Annotated in this window: 17 protein-coding genes; 13 read left to right on the forward strand and 4 right to left on the reverse strand. The window is 70.7% G+C overall.

Features of this window, described 5'->3' with window-relative positions:
• Nucleotides 1-168: 168 nt before the first annotated feature.
• From coxB to CKCBHOJB_RS03330, 4 genes are read left to right on the forward strand one after another with little or no spacing between them, the layout of a single operon-like run.
• Nucleotides 169-1,218, forward strand: a complete 1,050-nt coding sequence (coxB, locus tag CKCBHOJB_RS03315) for a cytochrome c oxidase subunit II (protein ID WP_281050614.1) — start codon at nucleotides 169-171, stop codon at nucleotides 1,216-1,218.
• A gap of 3 nt (nucleotides 1,219-1,221) precedes the next feature.
• The gene (gene ctaD, locus CKCBHOJB_RS03320; protein ID WP_281050615.1) at nucleotides 1,222-2,820 is read left to right on the forward strand and encodes a cytochrome c oxidase subunit I; all 1,599 of its coding nucleotides are present in this window, start codon (nucleotides 1,222-1,224) and stop codon (nucleotides 2,818-2,820) included.
• Between the two features lie 25 nt (nucleotides 2,821-2,845).
• Entirely contained in the window at nucleotides 2,846-3,373 is a 528-nt protein-coding gene (locus CKCBHOJB_RS03325; RefSeq protein ID WP_281050616.1) for a cytochrome c oxidase assembly protein, read from the forward strand.
• Between the two features lie 55 nt (nucleotides 3,374-3,428).
• The gene (locus tag CKCBHOJB_RS03330) at nucleotides 3,429-4,313 is read left to right on the forward strand and encodes a cytochrome c oxidase subunit 3 (RefSeq protein WP_281050617.1); all 885 of its coding nucleotides are present in this window, start codon (nucleotides 3,429-3,431) and stop codon (nucleotides 4,311-4,313) included.
• Nucleotides 4,314-4,343: 30 nt separating this feature from the next.
• On the opposite strand, the gene CKCBHOJB_RS03335 is transcribed toward CKCBHOJB_RS03330, so the two are convergent.
• On the reverse strand, nucleotides 4,344-4,565 hold the full coding sequence (locus tag CKCBHOJB_RS03335) for a DUF2909 domain-containing protein (RefSeq protein ID WP_281050618.1): 222 nt from the start codon (nucleotides 4,563-4,565) through the stop codon (nucleotides 4,344-4,346).
• Nucleotides 4,566-4,597: 32 nt separating this feature from the next.
• On the opposite strand from CKCBHOJB_RS03335, the gene CKCBHOJB_RS03340 reads away from it, so the two are divergent.
• From CKCBHOJB_RS03340 to cyoE, 4 genes are all read left to right on the forward strand, one after another.
• A complete protein-coding gene (locus CKCBHOJB_RS03340; protein ID WP_281050619.1) occupies nucleotides 4,598-5,419 on the forward strand; it encodes an SURF1 family protein in 822 nt (273 codons plus the stop codon).
• A complete protein-coding gene (locus CKCBHOJB_RS03345) occupies nucleotides 5,406-5,933 on the forward strand; it encodes a hypothetical protein (RefSeq protein ID WP_281050620.1) in 528 nt (175 codons plus the stop codon). The genes CKCBHOJB_RS03340 and CKCBHOJB_RS03345 overlap by 14 nt, the downstream gene beginning before the upstream one ends.
• A 10-nt stretch (nucleotides 5,934-5,943) precedes the next feature.
• Nucleotides 5,944-7,002, forward strand: coding sequence for a COX15/CtaA family protein (locus CKCBHOJB_RS03350; RefSeq protein WP_281050621.1), 1,059 nt, complete (start codon nucleotides 5,944-5,946; stop codon nucleotides 7,000-7,002).
• Between the two features lie 75 nt (nucleotides 7,003-7,077).
• On the forward strand, nucleotides 7,078-7,995 hold the full coding sequence (gene cyoE / locus CKCBHOJB_RS03355; protein ID WP_281050622.1) for a heme o synthase: 918 nt from the start codon (nucleotides 7,078-7,080) through the stop codon (nucleotides 7,993-7,995).
• 15 nt (nucleotides 7,996-8,010) lie between these two features.
• Here cyoE and recQ read toward each other — a convergent pair whose 3' ends face one another.
• The 3 genes from recQ to CKCBHOJB_RS03370 form a co-directional block, all read right to left on the reverse strand.
• Nucleotides 8,011-9,915, reverse strand: a complete 1,905-nt coding sequence (gene recQ, locus CKCBHOJB_RS03360) for a DNA helicase RecQ (RefSeq protein WP_281050623.1) — start codon at nucleotides 9,913-9,915, stop codon at nucleotides 8,011-8,013.
• A 29-nt stretch (nucleotides 9,916-9,944) separates the two neighbouring features.
• A complete protein-coding gene (locus tag CKCBHOJB_RS03365) occupies nucleotides 9,945-10,856 on the reverse strand; it encodes a MerR family transcriptional regulator (protein WP_281050624.1) in 912 nt (303 codons plus the stop codon).
• A gap of 92 nt (nucleotides 10,857-10,948) precedes the next feature.
• Nucleotides 10,949-12,556, reverse strand: coding sequence for a Na/Pi symporter (locus tag CKCBHOJB_RS03370; RefSeq protein ID WP_281050625.1), 1,608 nt, complete (start codon nucleotides 12,554-12,556; stop codon nucleotides 10,949-10,951).
• Between the two features lie 278 nt (nucleotides 12,557-12,834).
• On the opposite strand from CKCBHOJB_RS03370, the gene CKCBHOJB_RS03375 reads away from it, so the two are divergent.
• From CKCBHOJB_RS03375 to CKCBHOJB_RS03395, 5 genes are all read left to right on the forward strand, one after another.
• Nucleotides 12,835-13,092: a hypothetical protein gene (locus tag CKCBHOJB_RS03375; RefSeq protein ID WP_281050626.1), complete on the forward strand. Its 258-nt coding sequence runs from the start codon at nucleotides 12,835-12,837 to the stop codon at nucleotides 13,090-13,092.
• Nucleotides 13,089-14,456: an FAD-dependent oxidoreductase gene (locus tag CKCBHOJB_RS03380; RefSeq protein WP_281050627.1), complete on the forward strand. Its 1,368-nt coding sequence runs from the start codon at nucleotides 13,089-13,091 to the stop codon at nucleotides 14,454-14,456. The genes CKCBHOJB_RS03375 and CKCBHOJB_RS03380 overlap by 4 nt, the downstream gene beginning before the upstream one ends.
• A gap of 74 nt (nucleotides 14,457-14,530) precedes the next feature.
• Nucleotides 14,531-15,301, forward strand: coding sequence for a DUF1365 domain-containing protein (locus CKCBHOJB_RS03385; RefSeq protein ID WP_281051603.1), 771 nt, complete (start codon nucleotides 14,531-14,533; stop codon nucleotides 15,299-15,301).
• A complete protein-coding gene (locus CKCBHOJB_RS03390; protein ID WP_281050628.1) occupies nucleotides 15,298-16,533 on the forward strand; it encodes a cyclopropane-fatty-acyl-phospholipid synthase family protein in 1,236 nt (411 codons plus the stop codon). Before CKCBHOJB_RS03385 ends, CKCBHOJB_RS03390 begins: the two co-directional genes overlap by 4 nt.
• 164 nt (nucleotides 16,534-16,697) lie before the next feature.
• Nucleotides 16,698-17,234, forward strand: coding sequence for a chalcone isomerase family protein (locus tag CKCBHOJB_RS03395; protein WP_281050629.1), 537 nt, complete (start codon nucleotides 16,698-16,700; stop codon nucleotides 17,232-17,234).
• The last annotated feature ends 150 nt before the right edge of the window (nucleotides 17,235-17,384 follow it).

Genomic DNA, 17,384 nt, shown 5'->3' on the forward strand with positions numbered 1-17,384 from the left:
TTCGCGCTTTTCCGGCGGCATCACACCCATAACGATAAGAGGGGGTCGGCAGTGAGACACCGTTCATCCGGGTTGAGGCAGGCGAGGACGTATCCGAATCACCCCCTGGCCACGGCGACACTGCTCGCGGCCAGTTTCCCGGCGGGCGCGCAGGAAACGCGCTTCAACATGACGCGCGGCGCCACCGAGCTCAGTCAGCAGGTCTTCGACCTGCACATGACGATCTTCTACATCTGCGTCGTCATCGCCGCGATCGTGTTCGGCCTGATGTTCTGGTCGATCGTGCATCACCGCAAGTCCAGGGGCGTGGTCCCGGCGCAATTCCACGGCAGCATGAAGATCGAGATGCTGTGGACCGCGATCCCGGTGCTGATCCTGGTGGCGATGGCGGTGCCGGCCACGCGCACGCTGATCGCGATGGAGGACACCTCCGCCTCCGAACTCACCGTGCTGGTCACCGGCTCGCAGTGGAAGTGGCACTACAAGTACCTCGACTACCCGATCGAGTTCTATTCGGTGCTCGCCACCCCGCGCGCGCAGATCGCCAACGAGGCGGAGAAGTCGCCCGACTACCTGATGGCGGTCGACAAGCCGCTGGTGCTGCCCACCGGCCGGAAGGTGCGCTTCCTGCTCACCGCCGACGACGTGATCCACTCGTGGTGGATGCCCGACTTCGCGATCAAGAAGGACGCGGTGCCCGGCTTCATCAACGAGACCTGGGCGCGCATCGACAAGCCCGGCCTGTACTACGGCAAGTGCGCCGAACTGTGCGGCCGCGATCACGGCTTCATGCCGGTGGCCGTGGATGTGAAGACGCCGGAGGAGTTCGAGGCCTGGGCGTCCCAGCAGGTGGCGCAGGCCGAGCAGGCGAAGGCCGAGGCCGCGACCGCCGGGCCGATGGCGATGGACGAGCTGATGGCGCTCGGGCAGAAGGTCTACGACAGCGCCTGCGTGGCCTGCCACCAGGCCAGCGGCGAAGGCCTGGCCGGAGTGTTCCCGGCGCTCAAGGGCAGCGCGATCGCGACCGGCGACCCGGCCGGCCACATCCACATCGTGCTGTTCGGCAAGGCCGGCACCGCGATGCAGGCCTTCGGCAAGCAGCTGGGCGTCAAGGAGCTCGCCGCGGTGATCACCTACGAGCGCAACGCCTGGGGCAATGCCAAGGGCGACATGGTGCAGCCGGCCGACATCGTGGCCGCGATCGAGAAGGGGGAGTGAGCCATGAGCACCCAGATCACCGGCACCCTGGACGCACACGGGCATCTCGACCACGAGCACAAGCCGCGCGGCCTCGCGCGCTGGCTGTTCAGCACCAACCACAAGGACATCGGCACGCTCTACCTGCTGTTCTCGCTGACCATGCTGTTCATCGGCGGCAGCCTGGCGATGGTGATCCGCGCCGAGCTCTTCCAGCCCGGCCTGCAGTTCGTCGATCCGCACTTCTTCAACCAGATGACCACGGTGCACGGCCTGGTGATGGTGTTCGGCGCGGTGATGCCGGCCTTCGTCGGCCTGGCCAACTGGATGATCCCGCTGATGATCGGCGCGCCCGACATGGCGCTGCCGCGGATCAACAACTGGAGCTTCTGGATCCTGCCCTGCGCGTTCGCGATCCTGCTGTCCACGCTGTTCATGGAAGGCGGCGCGCCGGCGGCAGGGTGGACCTTCTACGCGCCGCTGTCGACCAAGTACAGCGGCGACTCCACCGCCTTCTTCGTGCTCGCGGTGCACCTGATGGGGGTGTCCTCGATCATGGGCGCGATCAACGTCATCGTCACCATCTGGAACATGCGCGCGCCCGGCATGACCTGGATGAAGCTGCCGCTGTTCGTGTGGACCTGGCTGATCACCGCCTTCCTGCTGATCGCGGTGATGCCGGTGCTGGCCGGCGTGGTCACCATGGTGCTCGCCGACAAGTATTTCGGCACCAGCTTCTTCGATGCCGCGGGCGGCGGCGATCCGGTGATGTTCCAGCACATCTTCTGGTTCTTCGGCCATCCGGAGGTGTACATCATGATCCTCCCGGCCTTCGGCATCGTCTCCAGCATCATCCCCACCTTCGCGCGCAAGCCGCTGTTCGGCTACGAGTCGATGGTGGTGGCCACCGCCAGCATCGCCTTCCTGTCCTTCATCGTCTGGGGCCACCACATGTTCACCACCGGCATGCCGGTGGTCGCCGAGCTGTTCTTCATGTACGCCACCATGCTGATCGCCGTGCCCACCGGGGTGAAAGTGTTCAACTGGGTGGCGACGATGTGGCGCGGCTCGATGAGCTTCGAGGTGCCGATGATGTTCTCGCTCGCCTTCATCGTGCTGTTTACGATCGGCGGCTTCTCCGGCCTGATGCTGGCGATCATCCCGGCCGACTTCCAGTACCAGGACACCTACTTCGTCGTCGCCCACTTCCACTACGTGCTGGTGACCGGCGCGGTGTTCGGCATCATCGCCGCGGTGTACTACTGGATCCCGAAGTGGACCGGCGTGATGTACAACGAGCGCCTCGCCCAGGTGCATTTCTGGTGCTCGCTGATCTCGGTGAACATGCTGTTCTTCCCGATGCACTTCGTCGGCCTGGCCGGCATGCCGCGGCGCATTCCCGACTACGCGCTGCAGTTCGCCGATCTCAACGCGCTGATGAGCATCGGCGGTTTCCTGTTCGGCCTGTCGCAGCTGCTGTTCCTGTGGGGCGTGGTGCGCTGCATGCGCGGCATCGGCGACAAGGCTACCGACCGGGTGTGGGAAGGCGCGCAGGGGCTGGAGTGGGAAGTGCCCTCGCCCGCGCCCTACCACACCTTCGACACCCCGCCGGTCGTCAAGTGAGCCGGCGACAGGGGGAGGGCGCGAGATGTCGGTGCACCGGAGCCTGATCAACAAGTTGCTGCTGGCCTGTGTCGCGATGTTCGCCTTCGGCTTCGCGCTGGTGCCGCTGTACGACGTGTTCTGCGACATCACCGGCATCAACGGCAAGACCGACAAGGTCGCCGCCGCGGCGCCCGATCGCATCGACCGCGGGCGCGAGATCAGCGTCGAGTTCCTCGCCACCCACGATCCCGCGGTGGCGGTGGACTTCGCGCCCGAGACCGCGCGCATCAAGCTCAACCCCGGCGACCTGCAGGTGGTGTCCTTCGTGGTCGAGAACCGCACGGGCGAGCCGATCGTGACCACCGCGGTGCCTTCCGTGTCGCCCGGCGAGGCCGCGCGCCACTTCATGAAGATCGAATGCTTCTGCTTCCAGGAGCAGCCGCTGGCGCCGGGCGAGCGCAAGGCCATGCCGGTGCAGTTCTACGTCGATCCGGAACTGCCGGCGCGTTTCAAGAACCTGACGCTCTCGTACCGCCTGTATCGCAGCGTCGGCCACACTGCGAGCCGCTGAAGCCACCCGGCCCCGGCGCGCACCGCGCCCGGGGCCGCAGCAAGGGAGGGGCACCATGACCACGACCACGCACCAGAAGTACTACGTGCCGCACGACAGCGCCTGGCCGATCGTCGGTGCGCTCGCCCTGCTGCTGATCGGCTATGGCGGTGCAACCTGGATCAGCCAGCTCGACCAGCCCGATGCACGCAGCGGGCCGTGGGTGTTCGCCGCCGGCGTCGCGCTGCTGGTGGTGATGCTCTTCGGCTGGTTCGGCAAGGTCATCGACGAATCCCAGCGCGGGCTCTACTCCGCCCAGCTCGACCGCTCCTTCCGCCAGTGCATGAGCTGGTTCATCTTCTCCGAGGTCATGTTCTTCCTCGCCTTCTTCGGCGCCCTGTTCTATGCGCGCGTGGTGTCCGTGCCCTGGCTCGACGGCGCCAGCAACAACGCGATGACCGCCGAGATCCTGTGGCCGGATTTCGAGGCTGCCTGGCCGCTGCTCAAGACCCCCGGCGGCACCGAGACCCAGGCCATGCCGTGGTCGGGCATTCCGCTGGTGAACACGCTGATCCTGCTCGCGTCCTCGGTGACGCTGCAGGTCGCGCACGTGGCGATCGAGCAGGGCAGGCGCATGCGGCTCAAGGTCTTCCTGGCGATCACCGTGCTGCTCGGGGCGGTGTTCCTGTTCCTGCAGGGCTACGAATACATGCACGCCTACCAGGATCTCGGCCTGCGCCTGGATTCCGGCGTCTACGGCAACACCTTCTACCTGCTCACCGGCTTTCACGGCCTGCACGTGACCATCGGCGCCATCCTTCTGCTGGTGATGCTGCTGCGCATCGTGATCAAGGACCACTTCACCGCGGAACGCCATTTCGGCTTCCAGGCCGCGGCCTGGTACTGGCACTTCGTGGACGTGGTGTGGCTGAACCTCTTCATCTTCGTCTACGTGCTGTGAGGCCGGGGCGATGCGGACTCCACTGCGGACTCAATACGGACGGGCGTTCGGCGTGATCACCCCGGTGGCGAGCAGCACCAGCAGCAAGGCCACCACCGCGACCGAGAACGCCAGCCGCCGGCCGAGGAACTTCGACATCCGGGTCGAGCCGTCGCCGCCCTTCAACATCACGAACAGGGCCTGGAACAGGCTGATGGCGACCAGCGCGAGCAGCACCACGATGACGAGCTTGACGGCCAAGGGACTGGTCATTTGGCAGATCTCCGGTGGGACGGTGACGAAGGATGGCGATGAAGATTAGCGCGTTCGGCCATTGCTGGGTGCTGCGCTGGCGCTGGGTGTTCGCGGTGCTCGCGGTCGCCGCGGTGCCGGCGGGCCTGTCGGTGTGGCAATGGCAGCGCGGCGAGGACAAGGCCGCCACGCTGGCGCGCATCGCGCAATGGGAGCGCGAGGGAGCGATGGGCTTGGCGCGGCTGGCGGAACTGGCGGACGCGGCCGAAGAGCGGGCTGGAGGCGACGGGGCGGCGACGGTCGACGGCGTGCAGCTCGACTTCGAGGCGCGCTGGATCGCGCCCATGGTGTGGCTGGTGGACAACCGCATCGTCGACCGGCAGCCCGGCTACGACGTGGTGATCGCGGTGGAAGACCTCACCGATCTGCGCGCCGCCGGCAGCGGCGGCGCGGTGCCACGCGCGGCGCTGGTCAATCTCGGCTGGGTCGCGGCCGCGGGCGGACGCGACACCCTGCCGCTGGCGGCCATCCCGGCGCGGCTGCGGGTGCAGGGCATCTTCCGCACCGAGGTCGCCGGCCTGCTGCTCGGCGCCAACGTCGAGGATCACGGGCGCTGGCCGATGCGCATCCAGCAGGCCGATCCGGTGCAGCTCGCGGCCTGGCTGGCCGTGCCGCTGGCGCCCGGGCTGATCCACCAGCAGCAGGCTTCGCCCTTCCACATCCACTACCGGCCGGTGGTGCTGCCGCCCGAGCGCCATCGCGGCTACGCGCTGCAATGGGGCCTGATCGCGCTGGCCGTGATCGGCGTCGCGCTCGCGGCCAGTGCGCGTAGGCTGCCGGCCGCAGCAGGGGAGATCGCCCATGAGCAGTCGTAAGTTCCTCAGCCTGTTCCTGCTCTGCGCGCTGGTGCCGCTGGCCGCGGCGTGGGCGAGCCTGCGCTTCGGCTGGTTCGCCGAGGCGCCGACGGTCAACCACGGCGAATGGCTGACGCAGGAGCTGCGCCTGCTGCCCGCGCCCGCGCGCGGGGGTGGGTCTTGGCACCTGGTCTATGTACCCGCGGCCGAGGGCGAGCCGGCGGGCCGCAGCGAACAGGCCTTGCTGATCCTGCAGCAGCTCCACGCCGGCCTCGGCCGCAAGCAGGCGCGGGTGCAGGCGCTGGTGCTGGCGGCGGAGAGTCCGCCGGTGCGCGCGCGCTATCCGCACATCGAGTGGCAGGCCGCGCAGGTCAGCGACGCCGCGGTCCAGGGGCGCATCGTGCTGGTCGACCCGCGCGGCCTGGCGCTGCTGCGCTATGCGGTCGAACCCGGCCCGCAGCAGGCGCAGCGCGTGGCGGGCGACATCCGCAGCGACCTGCTGCGGCTGATGAACTACGACCGCAGCGGCGTCTGAGGAGATGGCGATGAAGCGCGCACGCTGGCTGGTGACTGCGACCCTGGTGCTGGCGCTGGCGGTGATCGCGCTCGGCGCCTACACCCGGCTAACCGACGCCGGGCTCGGCTGCCCGGACTGGCCCGGCTGCTACGGCCGCCTCACGCCGCCGGTGCACGATACCCATATCGCCATGGCGCAGGCGCGCTTCCCCGGTGCCGAGGTCGACCCCTTCAAGGCGCGCAACGAGATGGTGCACCGCTACCTCGCCGGCCTGCTCGGGCTGTGCGTGCTGGCGATCTTCGCGGTCTCGCGCCGCCTGCCGCGCGGGCGCGGGCTGGCCGCGGCGCTGCTGGCGCTGGTGGTGTTCCAGGCCGCGCTCGGCATGTGGACGGTGACGATGAACCTGATGCCGGTGGTGGTGGTGGCGCATCTGTTCGGCGGCTTCGGCGTGCTGGCGCTGCTCGCGCTGCTGCGCTTCGAGCTCGGCGGCGCGCCGGCGGGCGCCGCGCCGCCCGCGCTCCCCGAACCCCGACTCGCCCGCCTGCTGCCGCTGGCCTGGCTCGCGCTGGCCGTGCTGCTGGCGCAGATCGCGCTCGGCGGCTGGACCTCGGCCAACTACGCCGCGGCGGTGTGCTGGCAGCTGCCCTTGTGCGAGAGCGGGTGGAGCCAGCAGTTCTCGCTGCGCGCCGCCTTCAGCCTGCCGCTCGGCCACGAGACCTACGAGTTCGGCGTGCTGCCCTACGAGGCGCGCATGAGCATCCATGTGCTGCACCGCATCGGCGCCCTGGTCGCCACCGGCGTGCTCGCCAGCCTGGTGATGCTGTGCTGGCGCCAGGCGATCGGTGCGCGCGCGCGCCGGCTTGCTGCCGCGGTGGGCGCGCTGCTCGCGCTCCAGGTGACGCTCGGCCTCATCAACGTCGTCGGCCAGGTGCCGCTGGCGAACGCGGTCGCCCACAACCTGACGGCGGCCTGCCTGCTCGCCACGCTGGGGCTGCTGCTCCGGCAGCTGCATGTGTCGGCCGGATCAGCTCGCGAGCGGACGGTGTCGCAACCGCTGCCCTCGCGGGCAAGCCCGCTCCCACGCTGAGGCGCGGATCGGCTCGTCGCCTGGGCGGTTGCGGCCACGGGTGGCACTCGCATCAATCTTGGAAGGGAGACGGACATGGACGGCTACAAGCGGATTCCGACGGCGGCAGGCGCCTTGTCCGATGCGATCGCGCTCGGCCGTGCCTTCTGGCAGCTCACCAAGCCGCGGGTGGTCGCCTTGCTGGTGCTGACCGCGTGGGTGGGCATGATGCTCGCCAGCACGGGGCTGCCCGACCTCGCCCTGATGGCGGTGGCGAGCCTGGGCATCGGCATGGTGTCGGGCGCGGCGGCGGCCTTCAACCACGTGCTCGACCAGAAGATCGATGCCCACATGGCGCGCACCCGCATGCGGCCGCTGCCCAGCGGGCGCCTGAGCAACGCCCAGGCGGTGAGCTTCGCCTGCGCGCTCGCCGCGGCCGGTTTCACCCTGCTGCTGGTGGCGGTCAATGCGCTGACCGCGTGGCTGACGCTCGCCGGCCTGTTCGGCTACGCGGTGGTCTATACCGTGTTCCTGAAGCGCGCCACGCCCCAGAACATCGTCATCGGCGGAGTGGCGGGCGCGCTGCCGCCGGTGCTGGGATGGACGGCGATGACCGGCACGGTCGGCGCGGAGGCCTGGCTGCTGATGATGATCGTCTTCACGTGGACCCCGCCGCACTTCTGGGCGCTGGCGATCCATCGCGTCGAGGACTACCGCCGCGCCGGCCTGCCGATGCTGCCGGTCACCCACGGCATCGAGTTCACCCGCACGCTGGTGCTGCTGTACACCGTGCTGCTGCTCGCGGTGTGCCTGCTGCCCTGGCTGGTGGGCATGAGCGGGCTGCTCTACCTGGCGGGCAGCCTGGTGCTGAACCTGCAGTTCCTGCGCCACGCCTGGCGCCTGAAGTTCGCGCCGCGCGCCGACACCGCGATCCGCACCTTCCGCTTCTCGATCACCCACCTGATGCTGCTGTTCCTGCTGCTGCTGGTCGACCACTACCTGCCGCTCGCCTGAGCGTAGTTCGCCGTCTCAACCCGCCGCGGCGACGAGTTCGAGGATCGCCTCGCCGTAGGCCTCCAGCTTGCGGTCGCCGACGCCGCTGATGCCGGCCAGTTCGGCCAGCGTGTGCGGGCGGGCGATGGCGATCTCGCGCAGGGTGGCGTCCTGGAACACCACGTAGGCGGGCACGTTGCGCTCCTTGGCGGTGGCGAAGCGCCAGGCGCGCAGGCGGTCGAACAAGGTGGTGGGGATGCCGTCGGGGATGTCCATCGTCGCGCTGCCGCGGCGCTTGGCGCGACCGCGGCTGCGTTCGCGCTCCAGGCGCAGGTGGAACTCGGACTCGCCGCGCAGCAGCGGGCGGGCGGCGTCGGTCAGGCGCAGCGCGTTGTAGCGCTCGTGGTCCACCGCCACCAGCTCGCGCGCGACGAGCTGGCGGAACACCGTGCGCCAGCGCTTCTCGTCGAGCTCGCTGCCGATGCCGAAGGTGGTGATGTCCTGGTGGCCGCGCTCGATCACCTTCTCGGTGAGCTCGCCGCGCAGCACGTCGATGAGGTGGCCGGCGCCGTAGCGCTGGCCGGTGCGCCAGACGCAGCTCAGCGCCTTCCTCGCAGCCTCGGTGGCGTCCCAGGTCTGCGGCGGGTTGAGGCAGTTGTCGCAGTTGCCGCAGGGGCTCGATTGTTCCCCGAAATAGGCGAGCAGGTGCTGGCGGCGGCAGGTGGTGGCCTCGACCAGGCCGACCAGCACGTCGAGCCGGTTGCGCGCCAGGCGCTTGAACTCCTCGTTCGCCTCCGATTCGTCGATCATGCGCCGCTGCTGCACCACGTCCTGCGCGCCCCAGGCCATCCACGCCTGCGCCGGCAGGCCGTCGCGGCCGGCGCGGCCGGTCTCCTGGTAGTAGCCCTCGATCGAGCGCGGCAGGTCCAGGTGCGCGACGAAGCGCACGTCGGGCTTGTCGATGCCCATGCCGAAGGCGATCGTCGCCACCATGATCAGCCCGTCCTCGCGCAGGAAGCGGGTCTGGTGCTCGGCGCGGATCTCCTGGGTCATGCCGGCGTGGTAGGGCAGGGCGTTGAGCCCCTGCTCCTGCAGCCAGGCGGCGGTTTCCTCGACCTTGCGCCGCGACAGGCAATACACGATGCCGGCCTGGCCGGGACATTCCTCGCGGATGAAGTCGAGCAGCTGGCGGCGCGCGTCGTTCTTGTCGACGATGGTGTAGCGGATGTTGGGGCGGTCGAAGCTGGAGACGAAGCGGCGCGCGTGCTGCAGGTTCAGGCGTTCGGCGATCTCCTCGCGCGTCTGGCGGTCGGCGGTGGCGGTGAGCGCGATGCGCGGGGTGGCCGGGTAGCGCTCAGGCAGGATGGAGAGCTGCAGGTACTCCGGGCGAAAGTCGTGGCCCCACTGCGACACGCAGTGCGCCTCGTCGATCGCGAACAGGGCCAGGCGGCCGGTGTCGCGCAGGTGGTCGAGCTGGTCGAGGAAGCGCGGCGTCATCAGGCGCTCGGGGGCGACGTAGAGCAGGTCGAGCGCGCCATCCCACAGCGCCCGCTCCACCGCGCGCGCGCGCTCGGCATCCAGGCTTGAGTTGAGGAAGGCCGCCTGCACGCCGGCCTCGACCAGCGCGCTGACCTGGTCCTGCATCAGCGCGATCAGGGGCGACACCACGATCGCGGTACCCTGGCGCAGCAGCGCCGGGATCTGGTAGCACAGCGACTTGCCGCCGCCGGTCGGCATCAGCACCAGGGCGTCGCCGCCGCCGGCGACCTGCTCGACGATCTGCTGTTGCTCGCCGCGGAAGGCGGGGTAGCCGAAGACATGCTCGAGCACGCGGTGCGCGGCGTCGGCGAGCGATTCGTCGCGGCGGGCGACGAAGGCGCCGGATGCGGGGGACCGGGCGGCGGGCGGAGCGGTCTGCGGGGAACTGGGATCGGCGAACATGGCGCGCATTCTACCGCCGCGCGCCCCGCTCAGCCCTGTCCGGCGCGCCAGTCCCGCAGTGCGACCAGGGTGTCGTCGAGCTCGCCGACCACGCGGATGCCCGGCAGCCGCTTCTGCTTGTCGCGCACCGCGGCGCCGCCGGCCCAGATCGCGATCTCGTCGGGCAGCATCGCGCGCAGCTCGAGCAGGCCGTCGATCGCCTGGCGCGCCGGGTAGGCGACGCTGAACGACAGGCCGACGACGTCGAAGCCGCCGCCGACCGCCGCGCTGCGGATGTCGGCGAGCGGCGTGCGGGTGCCGAGCGAGAGGCAGCTGGCGCCCTCGGGCACCAGCATCGCTTCGGCCATCAGCAGGCCGAGCACGTGCTGTTCCTCCGGAAAGGTCGTCAGCAGCACACGCGGTCGTCCGCCGGGGGTGGCGTGGGCGCCGATCGCGCTGCGCAGCACGTTCTGCACCTGCTCGGTGAACAGGTGTTCCTCGCTCACCTGGACCTCGCCGCGCAGCCAGGCCTCGCCCACCGCGGCCGCGAGCGGGGCGACGGTGTCGGCGACGAAGCGCTGCAGGCCCTGCTTCATCACGGCCTGGCGCAGGGCGGCGGCGAGTTCGGCGCTGCGGTGCAGGCGCACCAGCTGCAGCAGGCTGTCGTCGCGCGCGGCGGTGGCGCCCTCCGCGTCCACGCAGCCGTCGAGCATGGCCGCCAGCTCGTCCACGCTGGCGCCGACGATCGCCGCCGGCCGCCGGCCGTGGTCGAGCAGACGACGGATCAGGCGCAGCTTGTCGACCTGCTCCGGCGGGTACACGCGCTCGCCGTTGGCATCGCGCGCCGGCGCCGGAAAGCCGTAGCGCCGCTCCCACACGCGCAGGGTGTCCTTGGCAAGGCCGGTGTCGCGCTCGACGGCGGCGATGCCGAAGGCGGCTGCGGGCTGGGTGGGAGCGTTCATGGCGGGTGGTGGACGGAGGAGGGGCTCGAGAGCGATGTTAGGCGGCCAACTCCTGTTTGTCCAGGACAAGCTGGGCGATGTGGCGAGGCCGCTCACTCCGGTCCGTTGCCGTCCACATGGCCGCCGGCCTCGGCCGCCTGCTGCGGGGTGAGGTCGCCGTCGAGCACCGCGAGCATGCGCGCGGCCTTGGCGACCTGCTCGATCGCCCGCCGCTCCAGGCTCGCCAGGCGCAGCCAGTCCTGCATCGCGCGGATGTCGATGCGGGCGTGGGCGCCTTCGAGCAGCAGCGCTTCCTTGAAGGCCTGGTAGCGCATCTCCGCCTCCGCCAGCCGCACCTCCACCGCCGCCGCGGAGAAGTCGTCGCGCGCGGCGTCGGCGCTCGCCGCCAGCGCCCCGGTGGCCTGGCGGAATGCGGCGGCGATCGGCTCCAGCTCGCTGCCCGGTGGCGCGCCCAGCGTGGTCGCCAGGTTGGATGCCTGGCGCACCGCGGTCACCGCGCTCTCCTGGTATTGCAGCGCGCGCAGGCTGTGCGCCAGTGCTTCCACCAGCGCCGGCGGCAGGCGCATCGCGTTGAGCTTGCGCACGTAGTCGCCGATCGCCGGCGCCAGCGCGTCGAGCGCGCTCGCCTGGCGTTCGATCCAGGGCTCGTCGGGCGGCACGCGGCTGGCCGCGGTGAGCGCGGTCACCGCGAACGACTGCGTGCGGCCGAGTTCCAGGCGCAGTGCGCGCAGGGCGAGGTCGGGCACCGCCAGCGAGGGCGCGTCGAGGTGGCGCGGGCGCGCGATCTCTTCCTCGCGGCTGCGGAAATGGCCGGTCAGGAAGCGTTGCAGCGGGCCCGCCAGCGGCACCATCAGCAGCACGCCGAGCACGTTGAACGCGGTGTGGAACATCGCCAGCATCACCGCCGGTGTCGCCGGCTGCTCGAACCACGCGCGCAGCAGGCCGAGCAGGCTGATCAGCAGCGGCAGCAGCGCGATCGCCACCGCACCGGTCACCAGGTTGAAGATCACGTGGGTGGCGGCCAGCCGGCGCGCGTTCGAGGTCGCGCCGAGCGCGGACAGGATGGCGGTGGAGGTGGTGCCGATGTTGGTGCCGATCACCATCGCGCACGCCGCCTCGATCGACATCAGCCCGCCCTGCGCGGCGGTGATGATGATCGCCACCACCGCGCCCGAGGCCTGCATCAGCACGGTGAGCAGGGTGCCGATGCCGACCAGGATCAGCCAGCCCATGAAGCCGGGGGCGATGTGGTCCTGCAGGTTCATCGCCGCACCGAAGCCGGAGAAGGTGTCCTTGAGCACGTCGATGCCGAGGAAGAGCACGCCGAAGCCGGCCAGCGCCTGGCCGAGCGCGCGCTGGCGCACGGTGCGTCCGGCCAGCATCAACACCGCGCCGACGCCGACGAAGGGCAGGGCGAAGGCGTCGATCCTGAAGCTGAAGCCGAGCGCCGCCACCAGCCAGGCGTTGAGCGTGGTGCCGACGTTGGAGCCGAAGATCACCCACATCGCGTTGTTGAGCGAGAGCAGGCCGGTGTTGACGAAGCCGATGCTGGCCACCGTGACCGCGGTCGAGGACTGCACCAGCGCGGTCATCGTCATGCCCGCGCCCAGGCCGCGGGCCGGCGTCGCGGTGCCGCGCTCGAGCAGGCCTTCGAGCGCGCGGCCGGCGGCCAGCTTGAGGCCCTCGGTCAGCATGTGCATGCCGAGCAGGAACAGGCCGATGCCGCCGGCGAGTCCGGCGACGATCTGGTAGGCGTCGATGGTGGTGGTGTCCAGTGCGGCCTCCGGTGCGGAATCGCGGTGATAGCGAAAGCGTAATACCGATGCGCCACGCGGGGGAGTGCATTGTCGGCAACAAGTTCGTCCTCATGCTCGAAGGGGCGAGCGGGGGGTTGTTGTTTGTCCTGGACAAAGTATTGACAGGCGATCGGTGCTGTCCTATCGTCGATGCGTTATCACCATTTGTCCAGGACATGGCTATGAGAGCCCATCTGTCTGCCCGCCGCGTCGGCAAGCTGCTCGCTGCTGCGGCGCTCGTCATCTCAGGAACTTCCCTGTCTGCTGCGGGCGACAAGCTCGTCTTGCTGACGCCGTCTGCGGGTCTTGCTGCGGCCGTCGTCGTGGACAGCGCGGCATCGAGCGGGCAGGCGGCCGCCCCGCTGGAACTGTTGCTGTTCGTGCATCGCCCCGACCGTCCGCTGCGCCCGCTCGCCGAGCGCCACGAGGGACGCTCATGAACGCGCCGGAACGCCTTTTCGGCACCGACGGCCGGCTGCATGGCGAGGGGCGGCGGATCGCGGTGATCGGCGGCGGCATCGCCGGGCTGTCCACGGCCTGGCTGCTCGCGCCCCGGCATCGGGTCACGCTGTTCGAGGCCGGCAGCTACGTCGGCGGCCACACCAACACCATCGACGTCACGGTCGATGGCCTCACCCATCCGGTGGACACCGGCTTCCTGGTATTCAATCGCCGCACCTATCCCAACCTGTGCGCGCTGTTCGCGCTGCTGCAGGTCGAGGCGGTCGAGACCGAGATGAGCTTCGGCCTGAGCCTGGCCGAGCCCGAGCTCGAGTGGGCGGGTAGCGACCTGTCCACCGTGTTCGCGCAGCGCGCCAACCTGCTGCGCCCGGCCTTCCTCGGCATGCTGCGCGACATCCTGCGCTTCAACCGCGACACCACGCGCATGGCGCGCGAGGGCACGATGCCGGCGCTCGCGCTCGGCGATTACCTGGCGCGCGAGGGCTATTCGCAGGCCTTCCGCGACTGGTACCTGCTGCCGATGGCGGCGGCGATCTGGTCGTGTCCGACGCGCACCATGCTCGAATACCCGCTCGCCACCTTCGTGCACTTCTGCCACAACCACGGCCTGCTGCAGATCCTCGACCGGCCCAAGTGGATGACGGTCAAGGGCGGCGGGCGCAGCTACGTCAGGAAGATGCTCGCCGGCCTCGACGACGTGCGCGTGAATGCGCCGGTGCGCAGCGTTGCGCGCGATCGCGAGGGCGTCCGGGTGCATACCGATGCGGGGCAGGAGCGCTTCGACGCCGTGGTGTTCGCCTGCCACAGCGACCAGGCGCTGGCCATCCTCGGCAGCGCGGCCACCCCCGAGGAGCGCCGCATCCTCGGCGCGGTGCGCTACCAGCCCAACGTCGCGTACCTGCACACCGACACCGCGCTGCTGCCGCGGCGGCAGAAGGTGTGGTCGGCGTGGAACTACCTCGCCGGCAAGGGCGCGCCCGACGCGCGTCCGGTGTCGGTCAGCTACCTGATCAACCGCCTGCAGCCGCTGCCCTTCGCGACCCCGGTGGTGGTGTCGCTGAATCCCTTCACCGAACCCGCCGCGGACAAGACCTTACGCCGCATCGAGTACGCCCATCCGGTGTTCGACCGCGACGCGATCGACGCCCAGGCCGCGCTGCCCGCGCTGCAGGGCCGCAACCGCAGCTGGTTCGCCGGCGCGTGGACCGGCTACGGCTTCCACGAGGACGGGCTGAAATCGGCGGTCGCGGTGGTCGAGGCCATGGGCGTCGAGGTGCCCTGGCGGCGCGGTCGCGTGGCGGCGAGCGCCGCACGCCGGGTGGCGCCCGTGGAGGCGGCGTGATGAATGCCGTCCGCCAGGCGGACTCCGCGCTGCGCGAGGCGGTCGAGCCGGCGCTGGCCGCTGCCCGCCCGGTGATGGATGCGCTGCAGCCCGCGGTGTGCTTCGGCGCGGTGATGCACGAGCGCCACGTCGAGGCGCACAACCGCTTCGTCTACCCCACCGCCTTCCTGCGCCTGCCGCTGTCCGGGCTCGAGACCCTGCGCGCACCGCTGCTCGGCATCGAGCGCGCCCACGTCTTCAGCCTGCGCAACCGCGACCACGGCGCGCGCGACGGCTCGCCGCTGCTGCCGTGGATCCGCAGGCTGCTGCGCGAACAGGGCCTGGGCGAAGCCTGCGACGGCGAGGTCGTGCTGCAGACCATGCCGCGCATCCTCGGCTTCGTGTTCAACCCGGTCAGCTTCTGGTTCTGCCACGACCGCGGCGGCGCGCTGCGCGCGGTGCTGGCCGAGGTCAACAACACCTTCGGCGAGCGCCACAACTACCTGGTGCATCACCCCGACCTGCGTCCGATCGCGGCCGGCGACGAGTTGCACGCCAGCAAGTGCTTCCACGTCTCGCCCTTCTTCCCGGTGCGCGGCGAGTACCGCTTCCGCTTCGAGCAGCGCGGCGCGGTGCATGCGGTGGCGATCGACCTGTGGCACGGCGGCGCGCTGCAGCTCGCCACCCGGCTGTCCGGCCGCGCCGAGGCGCTCGACGGCCGCGCGCTGAGGAAATGGCTGGCGCGCCAGCCCTTCATGACCCTGGGCGTCGTCGCCCGCATCCACTGGCAGGCGCTGCGCCTGGCGCTGCGCCGGGTGAGCTTCTTCCGCAAGCCCGCGCCCCCGCTCGAGGAGACCACCCGATGAACGCGCTCGACCACGCCCTGCAGCCGATCGCCGGCCTGCGCCTGACCCGCCTGCCGCGCGCCACCCGGCTATGCCTGGAGATGCTCGACCGCCTCGACGGCGGCGCGATCGCGGTGGAACTTCCCGACGACCTGCCTGTGCGCGCCGGCCACGGCCCGCTCGTCGCCCACCTGCGCGTGCGCGACCACGCGGTGTTCGACGAGGTGCTGGCACGCGGCGACATCGGCTTTGGCGAGGCCTGGATGGACGGCCTGTGGGACACCGAGGACCTCACCGCGCTGCTGCGCCTGCTGTCGGCCAACCGCCACCGCCTGCAGCACGCGATCTACGGGCGGCTCTTCCGCCTGCTCGGCCACCGCCTGCAGCACCTGCTGCGCGCCAACACCCGCAGCGGCTCGCGGCGCAACATCGAGGCCCATTACGACCTCGGCAACGAGTTCTACGCGCTGTGGCTGGACCCGACGATGACCTACTCGGCGGCGGTGTTCGCGTCGGCGGACGAGTCGCTCGCCGATGCCCAGCTGCGCAAGTACCGCCGCATCCTCGGCGAACTCGGTGCGCAGCCGGGGCAGACGATCCTGGAAGTCGGCTGCGGCTGGGGCGGCTTCGCCGAGGTCGCCGCCACCGAGTTCGGCTGCAAGGTGCTCGGCATCACGCTGTCGCCGTCGCAGCTCGAATTCGCCCGCGCGCGCGCCGAGCGCGGCGGCTTTGCCGACCGGGTGGATTTCGAGCTGTGCGACTACCGCGACGTGCGCGGCCGGTACGACCACATCGTGTCGATCGAGATGATCGAGGCGGTGGGCGAGCGCTTCTGGCCGACCTATTTCGCGCAGTTGTCGGCGCTGTTGAAGCCCGGCGGGCGCTGCGTGGTGCAGGCGATCACCATCGACGACGCGCTGTTCGCGCGCTACCGCCGCGGCACCGACTTCATCCAGCGCCACGTCTTCCCCGGCGGCATGCTGCCCAGCCCTGGCGCGGTGGCGCAGCAGGCGCAGCGCGCCGGGCTGGCGGTGGTCGGCGACTTCGCCTTCGGCCGCGACTACGCGCGCACGCTCGCGCACTGGCACCGCGCCTTCGAGGCGCAGGCCGCCGCGGTGCGCGTGCAGGGCTTCCCCGAGCGCTTCCTGCGCATGTGGCGCTTCTATCTTTCCTATTGCGAGGCGGGGTTCGAGACCGGCGACATCGACGTCCATCACTACGTGTTCGCGCACGCCGGGCGCGGGGCGGCGTGATGCGCACCGCGCCGACGGTGCGCGGACGGGCCTTCCGCCGCGACGCCACCCCATGTGGGAGCGGCGGAAGCCGCGATCACGGCGCTTCCGGTACCCGCCGTGCCTGGCCCGCCGCCGCGTATTCGCGGCTTCCGCCGCTCCCACTGCGGATCGCGGCCGGCCATGTGCTCGTCCTGCTGCTGGTGCTGGCAACGCTGCTGTCCTCCCCGCCTGCGCGAGCCGTCGGCCTGCCGCCGGCGGCGCAGCTGGCCGGCACGCCGTTCGCCCGGGTCGGCCAGGGCGAGATGCGCTGGCTCGGCTTCAAGCTCTACGACGCCGCGCTGTGGGCCGGGGAGCGCGGCGAGGCGGCGGTCGAGGCGCCGCACGTGCTGTCGATCCGCTACGCGCGCGCGGTGAGCAGCGAGCGCCTGGTCGAGGTGAGCCTCGACGAGATGCGCCGCCTCGGCTTCGGCGACGAGGCCCGGCTCGCGCGCTGGGGCGAGGTGCTCGCCGCCGCGCTGCCGTCGGTGGCGGCGGGCGACACCCTCGCCGCGCTGCACCGGCCGGGCACGGGCGCGACGTTCTGGCATCAGGACCGGCGGAGCGGCGAGATCGGCGATCCCGAACTCGCGCGCGCCTTCTTCGCGATCTGGCTCGACCCGCGCACCCGCGAGCCGCGCCTGCGCGCGCAGCTGCTCGGCCTGGCGGATTCGGTGCGATGAACTCCCCAGGCGAGCTGGCGCGCGCCTCGGCGGTCGGCGGCGCGATTTCTTGTTCCGAGTTCGGCGCGAGCGGAAGGCGCGATGGGGACTTTTCGTCCAGCCGGACGGGCTCGGCGTCGGAAGCCGAGGCGATCGGCAGGCCTGACGGGG

It is taken from the genome of Thauera sp. GDN1, assembly GCF_029223545.1.
In the GTDB taxonomy this organism is placed as follows: domain Bacteria; phylum Pseudomonadota; class Gammaproteobacteria; order Burkholderiales; family Rhodocyclaceae; genus Thauera.